18 protein-coding genes are annotated in these 14,433 nt (G+C 68.5%); 8 read left to right on the top strand and 10 right to left on the bottom strand.

Translation table 11 applies throughout. From position 1 onward, the window contains the following. Position 1: 1 nt before the first annotated feature. Positions 2-901 carry a cation diffusion facilitator family transporter gene (locus E6C64_RS15470; RefSeq protein ID WP_233255653.1) on the bottom strand — a complete coding sequence of 300 codons (900 nt, stop codon included), beginning with the start codon at positions 899-901 and terminating at the stop codon, positions 2-4. 42 nt (positions 902-943) lie between these two features. Here E6C64_RS15470 and E6C64_RS19475 point away from each other — a divergent pair, with 42 nt between their 5' ends. Then, on the top strand, positions 944-1,102 hold the full coding sequence (locus E6C64_RS19475) for a hypothetical protein (RefSeq protein ID WP_233255652.1): 159 nt from the start codon (positions 944-946) through the stop codon (positions 1,100-1,102). Here the strand turns inward: E6C64_RS19475 and E6C64_RS15465 are convergent. From E6C64_RS15465 to E6C64_RS15455, 3 genes are all read right to left on the bottom strand, one after another. Beyond that, the gene (locus tag E6C64_RS15465; protein ID WP_136428389.1) at positions 1,084-1,446 is read right to left on the bottom strand and encodes an ArsR/SmtB family transcription factor; all 363 of its coding nucleotides are present in this window, start codon (positions 1,444-1,446) and stop codon (positions 1,084-1,086) included. The genes E6C64_RS19475 and E6C64_RS15465 overlap by 19 nt on opposite strands. A gap of 32 nt (positions 1,447-1,478) precedes the next feature. Continuing rightward, entirely contained in the window at positions 1,479-2,087 is a 609-nt protein-coding gene (locus E6C64_RS15460) for a GNAT family N-acetyltransferase (protein WP_233255651.1), read from the bottom strand. Between the two features lie 154 nt (positions 2,088-2,241). Next, the gene (locus E6C64_RS15455) at positions 2,242-2,706 is read right to left on the bottom strand and encodes a DUF4383 domain-containing protein (protein WP_136428386.1); all 465 of its coding nucleotides are present in this window, start codon (positions 2,704-2,706) and stop codon (positions 2,242-2,244) included. 191 nt (positions 2,707-2,897) lie between these two features. On the opposite strand from E6C64_RS15455, the gene E6C64_RS15450 reads away from it, so the two are divergent. Genes E6C64_RS15450 through E6C64_RS15440 form a run of 3 tightly spaced genes read left to right on the top strand, consistent with a single transcriptional unit; the run spans position 2,898 to position 5,424 of the window. Beyond that, positions 2,898-3,932 (top strand): acyl-CoA dehydrogenase family protein, encoded by a 1,035-nt coding sequence (locus E6C64_RS15450; protein WP_136428384.1) that lies wholly within the window; start codon positions 2,898-2,900, stop codon positions 3,930-3,932. After that, on the top strand, positions 3,926-4,729 hold the full coding sequence (locus E6C64_RS15445; protein WP_136428382.1) for a PIG-L deacetylase family protein: 804 nt from the start codon (positions 3,926-3,928) through the stop codon (positions 4,727-4,729). The genes E6C64_RS15450 and E6C64_RS15445 overlap by 7 nt, the downstream gene beginning before the upstream one ends. Next, the gene (locus E6C64_RS15440) at positions 4,726-5,424 is read left to right on the top strand and encodes a glycosyltransferase family 2 protein (protein WP_136428380.1); all 699 of its coding nucleotides are present in this window, start codon (positions 4,726-4,728) and stop codon (positions 5,422-5,424) included. Before E6C64_RS15445 ends, E6C64_RS15440 begins: the two co-directional genes overlap by 4 nt. Positions 5,425-5,430: 6 nt before the next feature. Here E6C64_RS15440 and E6C64_RS15435 read toward each other — a convergent pair whose 3' ends face one another. The 5 genes from E6C64_RS15435 to E6C64_RS19470 all read right to left on the bottom strand — a co-directional run bounded on the left by E6C64_RS15435 (position 5,431) and on the right by E6C64_RS19470 (position 11,257). Continuing rightward, on the bottom strand, positions 5,431-6,087 hold the full coding sequence (locus E6C64_RS15435) for an alpha/beta fold hydrolase (RefSeq protein ID WP_158437887.1): 657 nt from the start codon (positions 6,085-6,087) through the stop codon (positions 5,431-5,433). A gap of 107 nt (positions 6,088-6,194) precedes the next feature. Next, positions 6,195-7,172, bottom strand: a complete 978-nt coding sequence (locus E6C64_RS15430; RefSeq protein ID WP_136428376.1) for a diacylglycerol/lipid kinase family protein — start codon at positions 7,170-7,172, stop codon at positions 6,195-6,197. A gap of 203 nt (positions 7,173-7,375) precedes the next feature. Next, the gene (locus E6C64_RS15425) at positions 7,376-7,801 is read right to left on the bottom strand and encodes a BLUF domain-containing protein (protein WP_136428373.1); all 426 of its coding nucleotides are present in this window, start codon (positions 7,799-7,801) and stop codon (positions 7,376-7,378) included. Positions 7,802-7,885: 84 nt separating this feature from the next. Continuing rightward, positions 7,886-8,743 carry a 3-hydroxyacyl-CoA dehydrogenase gene (locus E6C64_RS15420; protein WP_136428371.1) on the bottom strand — a complete coding sequence of 286 codons (858 nt, stop codon included), beginning with the start codon at positions 8,741-8,743 and terminating at the stop codon, positions 7,886-7,888. Positions 8,744-8,746: 3 nt separating this feature from the next. Next, positions 8,747-11,257, bottom strand: coding sequence for an alpha/beta fold hydrolase (locus E6C64_RS19470; protein WP_158437886.1), 2,511 nt, complete (start codon positions 11,255-11,257; stop codon positions 8,747-8,749). Between the two features lie 65 nt (positions 11,258-11,322). On the opposite strand from E6C64_RS19470, the gene E6C64_RS15410 reads away from it, so the two are divergent. The 4 genes from E6C64_RS15410 to E6C64_RS15395 are packed head-to-tail and all read left to right on the top strand — an operon-like array spanning position 11,323 to position 13,373. Continuing rightward, the gene (locus E6C64_RS15410; protein WP_136428369.1) at positions 11,323-11,955 is read left to right on the top strand and encodes a TetR/AcrR family transcriptional regulator; all 633 of its coding nucleotides are present in this window, start codon (positions 11,323-11,325) and stop codon (positions 11,953-11,955) included. Between the two features lie 46 nt (positions 11,956-12,001). After that, the gene (locus tag E6C64_RS15405; RefSeq protein ID WP_136428367.1) at positions 12,002-12,655 is read left to right on the top strand and encodes a GDSL-type esterase/lipase family protein; all 654 of its coding nucleotides are present in this window, start codon (positions 12,002-12,004) and stop codon (positions 12,653-12,655) included. Positions 12,656-12,699: 44 nt separating this feature from the next. Continuing rightward, the gene (locus tag E6C64_RS15400; RefSeq protein ID WP_136428365.1) at positions 12,700-12,978 is read left to right on the top strand and encodes an ArsR/SmtB family transcription factor; all 279 of its coding nucleotides are present in this window, start codon (positions 12,700-12,702) and stop codon (positions 12,976-12,978) included. Continuing rightward, positions 12,975-13,373, top strand: coding sequence for a VOC family protein (locus E6C64_RS15395; RefSeq protein WP_136428363.1), 399 nt, complete (start codon positions 12,975-12,977; stop codon positions 13,371-13,373). Before E6C64_RS15400 ends, E6C64_RS15395 begins: the two co-directional genes overlap by 4 nt. 33 nt (positions 13,374-13,406) lie before the next feature. Here the strand turns inward: E6C64_RS15395 and E6C64_RS15390 are convergent, their stop codons facing one another. Next, the gene (locus E6C64_RS15390; protein ID WP_438941869.1) at positions 13,407-14,384 is read right to left on the bottom strand and encodes a DMT family transporter; all 978 of its coding nucleotides are present in this window, start codon (positions 14,382-14,384) and stop codon (positions 13,407-13,409) included. Between the last annotated feature and the right edge of the window lie 49 nt (positions 14,385-14,433).

Here is a 14,433-nt window from a genome sequence, read left to right as displayed (position 1 = left end):
GTCAGCCGCGAGTGGTCGGGCGGAGATGGAACCGATCGAGGTTCGGCACGGCATGCCCGACCCGGTGCTCGGCCTCGTGCACGACGACTTCCGCTGACGACAGACTGCCATCGGCGACGACGATCAGCGCGGCACCCTGCAGCCGATGACCGACCCAGCGCAGCTGCAGCTGGTCGACGGCGAGGACGCCGGGCGTGCCGGCGATCGCCCGCTCGGCCCTGTCGAACAGCTCGGGCTCGATGCCATCCATCAGTCGGCGGCCGATGGAGCGGACGGTCCCCCAAAGGAGGACGATGATCGCCACCGAGATGAGGATGCCGACGATCGGATCCGCCAGCGGGAAGCCGAGCATCACTCCCCCGGCTCCTGCGACGACGGCGAGTGAGGTGAACCCGTCCGTTCGCGCGTGCACTCCATCCGCGACGAGCGCGGCCGACCCGATCTGCTGTCCGACCCTGATGCGATAGATCGCCACCGCCTCGTTGCCCGCGAATCCGATGACGCCCGCGACGACCACCCACCAGAGATTCTCGACGGGATGAGGCGCGAGGAGCCGGACGATGGACTGCCAGGCAGCCACGATCGCCGATGCAGCCACCACCACCACGATGAACAGCCCGGCCAGATCCTCCGCACGGCCGAGACCGTAGGTGTACCGGCGGGATGCCGCTCGGCGGCCGAGCAGGAAGGCGATCCACAGTGGCACCGCCGTCAAGGCGTCCGAGAAGTTGTGGATGGTGTCGGCGAGCAGCGCGACGGAGCCCGAGATGAGCACCACCAGGAACTGCAGGACCGTCGTGGCGAGCAGGACGAAGAGGCTGATCTTGAGCGCTCGGACGCCCTGCTCGCTGGCCTCCAGCGCATCGTCGATCGAATCGGATGCGTCATGCGAATGCGGCACGAACAGGTCATGAAGGAAGCCGCGCACACCGCTGGGATGCGAATGGCCGTGCGGTCCCTGGTCGTGCTCGTGCCGCTGGTGGTCGTGCTCGTGGTCGTGCCCGTGGTCGTGCCCGTGGTCGTGCCCGTGGTCGTGCTCGTGCTCGTGCTCGTGGTGCGCTCGCGCATCCGGACCGAACGTGCTCACGAGCCGGCGTCCTGATCGTGGTGGTGGCGCGGAGTTCCGCCCAGGGTGTGCTCGGCCTGGAAGATCGCATCGGAGACCAGACGACTCGCGTGCTCGTCGGCAAGGCGGTAGAAGATCCGGGTGCCGTCCTGACGGGTGGTGACCATTCGAGAGAGACGGAGCTTCGCGAGGTGCTGGGATACGGCAGCGGGTGACTTGTCCACCGTCTCGGCCAGCTGGGTGACCGAGCGCTCGCCTTCGCGGAGGGCGAGGATGATCCGCACCCGAGTGGCGTCGGCGAGCATGGAGAAGACCTCCACGGCGAGCTCGACGAACTGGCTGTCGGGCGAACGTCCGCATATCGGCTTATCTGCATGCATACGCAGATTGTTTCACACCGAGAGGACTGCCTTCAGCGGGTCAGCCGTCCCAGGGGCGCCGCGGCGCTTCCCACAGCGTGCTCATCCGACACTCCGACGTCGATTCCGTAGGAGGTGCGGACCTCGGCGCCGCGTTCTCTCCAGACGAGGTTGCCCATGAGGAATGCGTCGTGCTGACCGTCCGCCGCCACCGGGGTGAAGCCGAGGCGCTTCGCGAGCGCCGCGGATCGAGGGTTGCCTCTGCGCACGATGGCGGTGACCCACTGGGCCTGGAGCACATCGAAGGCGAGCGCGAGCATGGCCGATGCGGCTTCGGTCGCATACCCGCATCCCATGTTCCGGCGGTCGAGCAGCCAGCCGATCTCTGCCGACCGATTGGACCCCTCGATGCTCCGCACGTGCAGCGAGACGTCCCCGATCAGCTCCCCGTCCAGCTCGATCGCGAGGGCGAGGAAGTCGTCGGCCTGCCAGAGGCGGGTGTGACGAGTCCGATGTTCGAGGTGACGCCTGCTGGCGGCGCGATCGCGCGCCGGCCAATTCAGAGCGGTGCGGACGTCCGGCTGGTTGACGATGTGATGCCACGCTTCGGCATCGGCATGACGCAGCCGGTGCGGACGGAGGATGAGCCGCCTGGTGCTCATCGGAGTCGCATCGACGGGGTGCTCCAGGAAAGAGCCCCGCAGAAAGCGCTGCCTCCGTCGCAACGAGAAGGATCGACCTCTCCATTTCAGCCCCATGAGCCGAATGTAACCGTCGTTACTTGGTAGGAGCTAGGAACCGGCGATGACGTCGGCCTCAGACTCGCGCTCGGGTCGTGGACCGACGCCCCACGAGCAGGCCGAGGGCGATCATGCCGACCGCGAGGAACAGGTGCAGCCAGTTGTCCGCGGTGTTGAACGGCACGAAGTTGGCGCTCATGTTGTCCATCGCGAGCAGACCGTAGAGCCACAGCGCGAGGTAGACGACGCCGCCCACGATCAGGTAGTTGCGGGCGCCCCTCGCCGTTCGTGCGAACAGGATCCCCGCGACGCCGAAGAGCAGGTGGACGATGTTGTGGAAGATGGAGACCTGGAAGAGTCCGAGCAGCATCGCGTCGGAGTCGTGGCCGATGAATTCCAGGTTCTCGATGTCGGTCGTCAGGCCGGGGACGAATCCGGCCAGCCCCACGAGCAGGAAGACGATTCCGACCACCAGCGACACCTTCTGCACGGCGGTCTCGGCGTAGCGGTGGGTGGTGTCGGTCCGGGTGGCGGTGCTCATGGGACTCTCCTCGTGTTGGTGATGCATCTACCGAAGCACCGGGCGCGGATGTCCAGAAGGCCTTGACAAGGGGCGGAGCGCGTCGTAGCGCGACCGAGGCCGAGGACGGGAACGCCGAGCTCCACGAAAGGGTCGTGCAATCCGACGACCGGGCACATGAAGCGTTCACAGACGCCCCCTAAGGTGGGCGTGTGAGCGCCCCTCAGGTCCCCGGAATCGCCGTCGAATTCGGACCGCGTGGGCGACTGGATCGCCACTCCGATCTCTTCGCGGAGGCCTCCCGTGTGCAGGGCGATGCGCCGCGCGCCATCCAGCTCGCCCGCCGCCTGGATGACGTCGCGTTCCCGGGTGAGGGCGAGACACTCCAGCTGTGGGGGCTGCTGGCGACCTTGGGCTCGATCGATCTGACCGCCGCGCGCGTGGCCGAGGCGCATCTCGACGCGCGGTCGATCCTGCGTCAGGCCGGCTCGGCTGCCGGCGATGGAGCATGGGGCGTCTTCGCGGCGGAGGCCGCCGACGTCCGGCTCGACGCGACGGCCGCCGGCGACGGATGGCGGCTCTCCGGAACGAAGCCGTGGTGCTCGCTGGCCGGCATGCTCGACTCGGCGCTCATCACCGCGCACACCCCGGTCGGTCGTCGACTCTTCGCGGTCGACCTCCGCGAAGATGGGGTGACGGTCGAGCCGGGCGCCTGGTTCGCCCGAGGACTCAGCGAGGTGACCAGCGGGCCGATCCACCTCGAGGACGTGCCTGCGACCGCGGTCGGTGACACGGGCTGGTATCTCACGAGGTCGGGCTTCAGCTGGGGCGGGATCGGAGTGGCCGCCTGCTGGTTCGGCGGCGCGATCGGCGCCGCGCGCGCACTGCTCGCTCAGGCCCGTATTCGGGAGCCCGATCAGATCGCGCTGGCCCATATCGGCGCCCTCGATGCGTCGATCCACGCGAATCGAGTGCTGCTCGAGCATGCGGCGACCGAAGTCGACGCGGGCCGCGCGGAGGGCGAAGCGGGCGGGATCCTGGCGGCGCGCGTGCGTGCATCCATCGCGGATCTGGTGGAGGAGACGATCCTGCGGACGGGCCACGCCCTCGGACCTGCACCGCTGTCCTTCGACGACGAGCACGCGCGACGGATCGCCGATCTGCAGCTCTACGTGCGCCAGCACCACGCGGAGCGGGATCAGGCCTCCCTCGGGCGCGCGGCCCTCGCGGCCGGTGTCACGTGGTGAGATTCGAGGCCGCCGATCCGAGCACACCGGAGCAGGACTGGCTGGACTCCGCCGTCGTCGCATCCGCCGCCTCCGTCGATCCGCTCACGTTCGACGCGCTGATCGTCGTGGCCGCACACCCCGACGACGAGACGTTGAGTGCAGGTGGGCTGATCGCCCGTTTCGGCGCTTCGGCGCGAGCTGTCACCGTCGTCCTGGCGTCCGACGGAGAGGCCTCTCATCCCGATTCGCCCACCACGCAGCCGGCACGGCTCGCCGAACTGCGGCGCGCGGAATTCGCTCGCGCGATGTCGATCCTCGCTCCCCGGGCCCGCGCGATCCGCCTGGAGCTGTCCGACGGCCGCCTGGAGCAACAGGAGAGGGCGCTCACGGAAGCCCTCCGCTCGATCGTCGGAGAGGCCGAGGGCAGCGTTCTGATCGTGACGCCGTGGCTGGGCGACGGTCATCCCGACCACTCGGCGACCGCGCGTGCAGCCACGGCCCTCGTCGCCGACGGCACGGGTGCGCGCACGATCGAGGTCTGGGGCGCTCCGATCTGGGCCTGGCACTGGGGTGACCCCGGCTCGACGGAGTGGCCGCATGCCGTGCGGATCGAGCTCACGCCAGACGAGCAGGATGCCAAGCGCCGCGCGGGCGACGCCTACACGACTCAGATCGCCCCGCTCTCCCCCGAGCCGGGCGACGAAACCCTTCTGAGTGCGGAATTCCTCGCGCATTTCGATCGGAGCATCGAGCTGTTCTTCCCTGAGACGACCCTCGTTCCACTGTCTGGCCTCGAGGGGGCAGCTGCCCCATGACGGTCGACGCGGAAGGGATCACCCTGATCGGGATCGTGGTCCCCGTCCTCAACGAGGCAGCCCTGCTGCCCCGCGCTCTGGACGCGATCGCCGCCGCCCGGCAGGAGTTCGAGCGCGAGTCGATGTGCCGGGTGCGGCTGGTGATCGTCGATGACGGCAGCACCGATGATTCGGCTCGGATAGCGCGATCCCGGCCGGACGTGGAGGTGATCGCGTCGCGGCATCGAGGAGTGGGCAGCGCGCGCGCTGCCGGTGCGGCGCACCTGCTGGCGGGCGCTCGTCCGACGCAGACCTGGATCGCCAGCACGGACGGAGACTCGGCCGTCCCGGCCGAGTGGCTGAGCGTGCACCATGCAGCCGCCACGTCGGGTGCCGAGGTCCTCGTGGGGCAGATCGAACCGGACCCCGCAGACCTCACGCCTCGACAGCTTCGGCGCTGGCGCTCCTTGAACCCGCCGACGACGGAGCCGGTCTACATCCATGGTGCCAATCTCGGCATCCGGGGCGACGTGTACCTGAGGAGCGGAGGGTTCCAGGCCGCCTCCTCCGACGAGGACGTGCTGCTCGTCGACGCCCTGAGGCATCAGGGCAGTCGGATCCGCGGCACGGATCAGGCCCCGGTTCTCACCTCTGGACGCGTGCGCGGCCGAGCACCGGACGGGTTCGCGCGCTACGTCCGCGAAGAACTGGGCTGATCCGCCTCAGGGGGCGACGAATCGCAGGATCGCGCTCGCGACCTCTTCCGCTCCCGAATGCACGACGTTGTGCCGGTGTCCCTCCACGGTGACGACCTCTCCGAGGCGGACCTGCCGTGCGAGCCAGTCCACCCAGGGCGGCTTGGCGATCGGGTCGTGCGCGCCGCGCAGGACCAGCAGCGGCTGCTCGACCGCATGGATGCGGACGTGCGTGGGAAAGTCCCGCATCACGATCGACTGGGCGAGGAACCAGCGCACGCCGGACCTCGCGTAGTCGAAACCTGCCATGAGCTGGGTGAGCGGCGGCTCGAGCGGCCAATCGCGCAGAAGCGCCCGCGCCTGCCCGCGCAGCGTGGGATGCGCGGGATCCACGACGGGTCCGATCAGGACGAGGTGGCTGACGAGGTCGGGGCGGGTCGCGGCGAGCTCGACCGCGAACTGAGCGCCCATCGAATGTCCGACCACCACCGAGGAGCGCACGTTCCGCGCATCCAGGGCCTGGGCGACCCGCCGGGCGTTCTCCTCGATGCTCACATCGCGGAGCGGTCGCCGGCTGGGGCCGAAACCGGGAAGGTCGAAGGCGATGACGGGACCCGTCTCGCGCAGCACTCGAGCCAGGCGTGAGTACTCGCGGTGCGAGAGTCCGACCCCGTGCAGCAGCACGAACGTGGGGCCGTCTGCGACTGAGGTCGCAGTCGTTGTCGCAGTCGCTCGATAGGTGAGCAGCTCATCCCGGAGCGCTCGGCGTCGTTGCGAAGTTCGAGCCGGGCTCACGCCGTGTCGCCGGCGGTGCGCACTCGCAGCGCCTGCGGCTCGATCCAGGCGCGGAAGGCGACCGCCTTGCCGAAGCCGTCGCCGTCGAGTTCGATCTCCTCCGGGCGGGACAGCCTCGCCACGAACTTGCTTCCGGTCTCGTAGCGCAGATCCCGGTCGTTCTTCTGCTCCCCCGCGATCGCCCGGCCGGCCTTCGTGCGGCGGACGACGCCGTTCGTCCACGCGACCTTGAACCAGACGCGGATCCAGCCGAGCAGCCCGCCCGGTCGGGTCATCATCAGGTCGAAGAGACCGTCGTCGAGCACCGCTTCGGGCATCAGCATGATGTTCGCGGGAAGGGAGCCGCAGTTGCCGAGGATGAGCGTGTGCACGGTGGTCCGCTTCGGTCCGCCATCGTCGAGCCGGAATCGCAGGTGCAGCTCATGCGGGTCCCGCAGCGATGCGGCGATCGCCTTCACGTATGCGGCCCAGCCCGCCTTCTTCTTGAGGTCCTCGTCGGTGTTGGCGATCATCTTGGCGTCGAGGCCCATGCCGGCCATGACCACGAAGGCGTGCTGATCGCGGCTCTTGTCCTCCCGCTCGATCTGGATCATGCCGAGGTCGATGCGCCGGTCGGATCCGGCGAACGCGGCGTGGATGCTGCCGGGGATGTCGTTGAGGGTGAGCTCGAGGTTGCGAGCGAGCAGATTGCCCGTCCCCGACGGAAGCAGCGCGAGGGAGACGTCGTGGCCACGGGCGGCCTCGGCGACCGCACGTACCGTCCCGTCGCCGCCCGCCGCGATGAGCATGTCGACCCCTTCATCGAGGGCGCGCTTCGTGGCCTCCTGGCCGACGTCCTCGACGGAGGTCGAGAACCACAGCGTCTCGGCCCAGCCCGCGCTGGTCGCTTCGCGGGCGACCGCCTCGCGGAGCACGTCGAGGTCGACCTTGATCGGGTTGTAGATGACCGCAGCGGTCCGGGTGTCGGTGGGCATGGATTCCTTCATCGGCGCGCGACGCCGTTCCGGCTCGGCCATGGTCGACGACTCATGGAGACCGAGCTCTCGGCATCGCTGTTGAGAGACGGGTTCGGCGGCGCAGGAACCGGCAGGCATGCCGATGAACCGTCGCGCCACCTCTCTGTTGTACCCCGGATGTAACGCGGGATACAACCTCCCCAGGGGTGTAGCGGCAGTCGCTAGGCGCGATTGGTGCGGAACCAGTCCAGAAGCCAGCGCGAGCGCGACTCGGTCGCCCACACGCTGCTCGCGCCAGGAGTGGCATCGAAGAAGTCGCTGTACCCCGGGATCGCCTGGATGGCCTGGTCGGTGAGTCCTCGATAGCCCATCGTCCACGCCGGGAACTGGCGCTGCTCGATCGGTTCCTCCCACAGGGTGCGCACGTCCTCGTGCCGTGGGTCCTTCGAGATCGTCGCGATCAGGGAGCGCACGGCGGACTCGGGTCCTTCGAGCACCTGCATGAACTGGCCGCCCTTGAACAGCAGCATCCCGGTCAGGCCCAGCCCGTCGTTCTTCGAGCGACTCTTCTCGAGCAGCTCTGCGACCTCCTCGTCCCAGAAGGGAACCGTGGCGGTGCTGACGTAGACGATCGAGTACAGACCCATGCCGCGACCCTAGGCGGGGATGCCGATCAGGCAGGAAGGGCACGCGGCGGGCCGACGATCCCCGACCGACCGGGCCCGCTCGCTTCACGAGTACTTGTAGAAGCCTTCGCCCGATTCGACGCCGAACTTGCCTGCGTCGAGGAAGTTGGTCTTGAGGTAGGCGGCCCATGCCTGCGACCCGGGGTCGGGTCGCGCGCTCGAGATCGCGTAGGCGGTGCGGAGTCCGACCACGTCGAAGATCTGGAACGGTCCCGCGGGGGCGCCCGTGCCGATCCGCCAGGTGGCGTCCACGGTCTCAGGCTCGGCGACTCCGGTGAGCACGAGACCCGCCGCCGCGTTGAGCAGTGGCACGAGGAGGGAGTTCAGGACGTAGCCGGGCTGCTCCTTGTGCAGCTCGATCGGTACCATCCCGATCTCCTTCGCGAAGGCGACGACCCGCTGGTACACGGTAGGATCGGTCTGCGGCGTGCCCATGATCTCGGCGGTGTTGTTGCGCCAGACGTGGTTGGCGAAGTGCAGAGCGAGGAACCGGTCCGGCCGTCCCGTCGCATCGCTGATCTGGCTCGGCAGCAGTGTCGACGAGTTCGTCGCGAAGACCGTATCGGCCGGAGCCAGAGACGCGAGGCGCTCGTAGACGGCTCGCTTGAGCTCGAGGGACTCCGGTACCGCTTCGATGACCAGATCGGCGGAACCGACAGCATCGGCGAGGTCGGAGCTCAGCCGGATTCCCGCAACGGCCTGCTCTGCCGCGGCGCGCAGAGACTCGCCCGCGTCGGCGACGAACTGCGGCACGATGGCCTGCAGGCGAGCGCGGCCCGCTTCGAGCGCGGTGTCGTCGATGTCGTACGCGGTCACGTCCTTCCCGTGCATCGCGCTCTGGAATGCGATCTGAGCGCCGAGCACTCCGGCGCCCAGGACGGTCACCCTCTGAAGATCTCCCATGTCCTATTCCTTCTCCTTCTCGTGCTGCTGTCCGATAGCTGGTCCTACCGCTGCATCGTGCCGCTGAAGGGCGCCGCTGTCGCTCCCCTTGCGCGAGCCGGAATGAGGGGTACGCGTGAGGAAGTCCTCTACAAGGCGGGCGAACTCGTCGGGCCGCTCGATCTGCGGCATGTGGCCGGTCTTGGCGAACACGTGGGACTCGACGTTCGGCAGCGCGTCGATCGCCGCATCGAGGTGATGCGGCGGCAGGACGTGGTCATGGTCGCCCCACACCGCGAGCGTCGGGATCTGCAGTGCGGCGAGCGCCTCGAGCAGCTCGCTTCGCCACTCCGGCCGCACGCCTCGGAAGGTGCCGAGGTCACGCGCCACGTCGAGGATCGTGGCGGAGTGCCCGGGCCGCTGGGCCAGCAGGTAGGAGTGCTGGATCCGCTCGGCCGTCGCCAGCGTCTGGTCGTAGAACAGGGAGCGCACCGTGCGGACGGAATTGGCGATCGCGGGGCGCATGAGGCGGGATCCGATCGGCTTCACGGCCAGCAGGCGCAGCACGATCGTCACCTCCCGGCCGAAACCGGCGCTGTTGGCGAGCACGAGCGCACCGACCCGCTCAGGATGCGCGACGGCGAAGGTCATCGCGACCGCTCCGCCCAGGGAGTTGCCGAGAACGGCCACCGGACCTCCGATGCCGAGCGCGTCGAGGAAGCCCGGGAGGGAGTCGGCGAGATATCGCAGGGTGACAGGCGCATCCGGCCGTTCGGAGAAGCCGAAGCCGGGCAGATCGAGGCTGAGCACCCGATGGTCTCGCGAAAGGCGATCGTGCTGCTCGTTCCAGTCCTCGAGACTCTGCCCGATGCCGTGGATCAGCAGGATCGGCGACCCGCTGCCGGTGTCGCGGTACCGGATGCGCGCGCCGTCGACCGTGACGAACGCCTCCCCCGGCTTGCTTGGCAGAGCAGGTTCGGCGCTCCGCTCCGTCCCGCTCGACGGATTCCGGCGCGATATGGCCCGGCTGTACCGCAGCCCGTCGGTCACGCTGCCGATTCGCAGCAGCAGGTAGTCGTGGAGATAGTTCTGCTTGAGCCTCCACGGCGTGACGGCGCCCTGACGAGGCAGCCGCGCCGAGCTCCTCAGCACGTACCCGGCCTGCAGGTCGATGAGCGGCGACAGCGGGCCCGATCGCACCGAGGCAGGCGCTTCGGGCACGACGCTCGCGTAGCCCAGCCGTCGCATGCGGCGCAGCAGCCGCCCGACGAACCGCGCGACGAGATCCGCCTTGAGCGTCCAGGAGGCGTTGGTGTAGCCGATCGTCAGCGCGAAGTTCGGCACGCCGGTGAGCATCATGCCCTTGTAGGCGATGGTGTCGGCGACATCCACCGGCCGCCCGTCCACGCTGAGGGCGATCCCGCCGATCACCAGCAGCTCCAGCCCGGTGGCCGTGACGATGACGTCCGCCTCCAGCTCCGCTCCGGATGCGAGGCGGATTCCGTGCGGGGTGATCCGATCGATCCGATCTGTGACGATGTCCGCTGCGCCCTTCGAGATCGCCCGGTACAGGTCGCCATCCGGGATCGCGCAGAGGCGCTGGTCCCACGGCTCGTACGTGGGCGCGAGATGGGTGTCCACCGCGAAGCCGGCCGGCAGCTTGGCCACCGCCGACTTGCGCAGCAGCGACTTCATGAACTCCGGGCGACGACGGCTCAGCTGGTAGGTCAGCATCGAGTAGCCGATGTTCTTGATCCGGATGATCCGATAGGCGGTCTGCGGGGGCAGCTTGCCCCGCAGCCGGTCGGCGAGATGATCGCGGGAGGGCACGGCGGCGATGTAGGTGGGCGAGCGCTGCAGCATCGTGACGTGTGCGGCGGTCGCGGCCATGGAGGGAACGAGGGTCACGGCGGTCGCGCCACTGCCGATGACGACGACCCGCTTACCGGCGTGGTCCAGATCGCGGGGCCAGTGCTGCGGATGCACCAGCGCTCCTTCGAAGGTGTCGGCGCCGGGGATCGCGGGGGTGAACCCCTTGTCGTATCGGTAGTAGCCGGAGCAGACGAAGAGGAACGAGCAGGTGAAGGTGACCGTCTCCGTCTGCCCTGCGGTCTCCGGCTGCACCTCCATGTCGGCGCCGTCGTCCATCCGGTACTCGCCGTCACCGGTGACGACGGCGGTGACGGTCCAACGCGCGTCCGAGCTCGACCACTCCGCGGCGACCACCCGGTGATTGGTGCGGATGCGGGAGCGCAGCCCCTCTGCCTCCACGGTGTCGACGATGTACTCGCGGATGGACCTGCCGTCGGCGATGGCCTTGCCCGCGGTCCAGGGGCGGAACGAGTAGCCGAGCGTGAACATGTCCGAGTCCGAACGCACCCCGGGATAGCGGAACAGATCCCAGGTCCCGCCGATCGTCGAACGCGACTCGAGGACGAGCACCGACTCCTCGGGGTTCTCCCGCCGGAGATGACTGGCCGCGCCGACCCCGCTGAGGCCGCCTCCGACGATGATCACGTCCACGTGCTCGCTCATCCTCGAACTCTACGCACTGTCGACATAATCGACGCTGTGTCAATGCTGAGCGATACGATGCAGGGATGGCATCGCGTGGACGCAGGAACTCCCGCCCCTCGGGCGACGAGCGCGAAGAGGCCATCCTCATCGGTGCCGAGCGGCTGCTGCAGGACCGCTCGCTGGCCGCGATCTCGATCGAGGAGCTCGCGACCACCGCAGGCCTGTCCCGCCCTGCGTTCTACTTCTACTTCTCGTCCAAGGACGACGTGCTGCTCGCACTGCTCGACCGGGTGATCTCCGAGGTGGACGAGCGGGTGGCATCCCTCCCCCGGGACTTCGCGGCGGATCCCTATGGGGCGTGGCGACGGTCGATCGGCACGTTCGTCGATGTCTTCACCGCTCACCGGGCGATCGCCGCCGCCGCGATGAACGTCCGTCAGGACAACCAGAAGGTGCGCGAGCTCTGGTCGACGTCGATGCAGTCGTGGGTCGGGTACTCGGCGAACGTCATCGCGGCGGAGCGGGATCGCGGGGCCGCCCCCGGCGGCCTGGACGCACACACTCTGGCGACCGCGCTCAATCTGATGAACGAGCGCGTGCTGCTCTCCGCGCTCACCGATGAGGATCCGCGCGTTCATGCCGCCGATGCGCTCGACGCTCTGACCCGGATCTGGGTGCTCGGCATCTACGGCTCCACCGACCTGCTGCCTCACTGACACGACGACGACCATGACGACCATCGGATAGGCGAAGGAGCCCTGAATGTCCACGACATCCCGCAGCGCGATCGGACGCGCCCTCGGAGGCGCCGCGATGCGCCGGCTGGGCGGCATCCTCCGCAACCAGCAGCTGGCCAGACGCGACCAGTTCGAGGCCACAGGGGCGCAGGCGAACAGGATCGTCTTCCTCGGCGACAGCATCAGCGAGTTCGGCAACTGGGACGAGTGGTTTCCAGACGCCCCCGTCCTGAACCGAGGGATCGGCGGCGAGACGAGCGGCATGGTGCTCGACCGGCTCGACAGCGCGATCGGGACGCCGCTCGGAGTGTTCCTGCTCATCGGCACGAACGACCTCACAGCCGCCCTGCCGGAGCCGCTGATCGTGCACACCGTCGGCCGCATCCTCGACGGGATCGAACGACGCGCGCCGGGAACGCCGGTGTGGGTGCAGAGCGTGATGCCGCGCTCCGCGAAGTTCCGCGACGAGCTCGACTCGATCAACGGCCGACTGCAGACTCTGGTCACGGAGCGACCCGACCACATCCGCTACCTGGACCTCTGGCCTGCTCTCTCGACCGCCGACGGGGCGCTCCGGAACGAGTTCACGCGCGACCATCTGCACCTGAACGGCGAGGGCTATCGCGCATGGACCGACGTGCTGCGACCGATCGTCGACCGGATCACCTCTGGCGACTGATCGATCCATTGATAGGCAAGTAGCCACTTGCCTATCTTGAGGTCGTGGCAGACGTCTTCCAGGCTCTGTCCGACCCGACTCGGCGGACGATTCTCGACGAGCTGCTCGCGCGCGACGAGCAGACCCTGTTCGAGCTCTGCACCCGACTGACCATGACGCATGGGCTGAGCTCCAGCCGCCAGGCGGTGTCCCAGCATCTCGACATCCTCGAGACGGCAGGACTCATCCGCACCGAGCGGCGCGGACGCTACAAGCTGCACACGATCGACACCCGACCGCTCGCTCAGATCGACGAGCGCTGGCCCCAGAAGGAACCCGCATGAGAATCAACGTGATGTCGATCTTCGTCTCCGACCAGCGCGCGGCGCTGGAGTTCTACACCGCCGTGCTCGGCTTCGTGCCGGTCGCCGACGTGCCGCTGGGCGAGTTCAGCTGGCTCACCATCGCATCATCCGAGGATCCCGACGGAATGCAGATACTCCTCGAGCCGAACAACCATCCCGCGGTGGAGCCCTTCCGCTCCGCCATCGTCGCGGATGGCATCCCGTGGGCCTCGTTCGCGGTCGACGACGTCCAGGCCGAGTACGACCGACTGAGCGAGCGCGGCGTCGTCTTCACCCAGGCGCCGACGGATTTCGGCCCGGTGACCACGGCGGTCTTCGATGACACGGTCGGCAATCTCATCCAGCTCACCGCCATGAATGCCGCTCCCGCCTGACGACCCCGCCTGACGAACCGCATCGCCGGACGGCTACGGACTGTCTACGGCCGCGCTCAAGGATGGAGCCGGCGGAAGCGCCTGCCGACGCAGCCGGGTCCTGACGGCAATCCCCGCGCAGAGCACGACGACCAGTCCGCCGGCGATGGTGGCCCAGGTCAGCTGCTCGTGGAGGATGAGGGCGGCCCAGATGATGCTGAAGACCGGCTGCACGAGCTGGACCTGGCTGACCTGCGCCATCGGTCCGATCGCCAGCCCGCGGTACCAGGCGAAGAAGCCGAGGAACATGCTGACGACGGCGAGATAGCCGAACGAGGCCCATTCAGCGAGCGTTCCGGTGGGCGGCTGCGCGGCGGCCGACGCTATCGCGAGGATCAGCATGATCGGCGAGACCATCACCAGCGCCCACGACACGGTCTGCCACGGACCGAGCTCGCGCGCCAGCAGGCCGCCTTCCGCGTAGCCGACGGCGGCAGCGACGACCGCCAGGAAGAGGAGGAGGTCGGACCAGCGCAGCTCGTTGATCCCACCTCCCTGCAGCGAGGCGAAGAACACCGCCGCGACAGCGCCGACGATGGCCATGATCCAGAAGACACGAGGCGGCCGTTCCCGCGTGCGGATGACCACCATCACCGCGGTGGCAGCAGGCAGCAGCGCGATGACGACGGCGCCATGACTGGCGGGAGCGGTCTGCAGGGCGAACGAGGTGAACAGCGGGAAGCCGATCACGACCCCTCCCGCGACGATGAGAAGTCGGAGCCACTGCGTCCCACGAGGCAGCCGTTGACGCGTCACGGTCAAGGCGATGGCAGCGAGCACCGCCGCGATGACGGCTCGACCGGAACCGATGAAAAGCGGCGACAGCCCGCCGACCGCGATCCGCGTGAAGACCACGGTGAAGGAGAACGCCAGGACGCCGAGCAACCCCCAGAGGAGACCGCCGAGCAGACCGCCGCGCAGGGTGGGCATGGCCGCCGTCTCAGGATGGATGGCGCTGGTGTCTTGACTCACGGATCACGGTACCAGTCGGCACATCGCCGGCGTCGACCCTCGGAGTGCA

The sequence above is a fragment of the Naasia lichenicola genome, from assembly GCF_004801885.1.
Taxonomy (GTDB): Bacteria; Actinomycetota; Actinomycetes; order Actinomycetales; family Microbacteriaceae; genus Naasia; species Naasia lichenicola.
The sequence above is the reverse complement of the archived record's forward strand: the minus strand, read 5'-3'. Positions and strand labels throughout refer to the sequence as shown.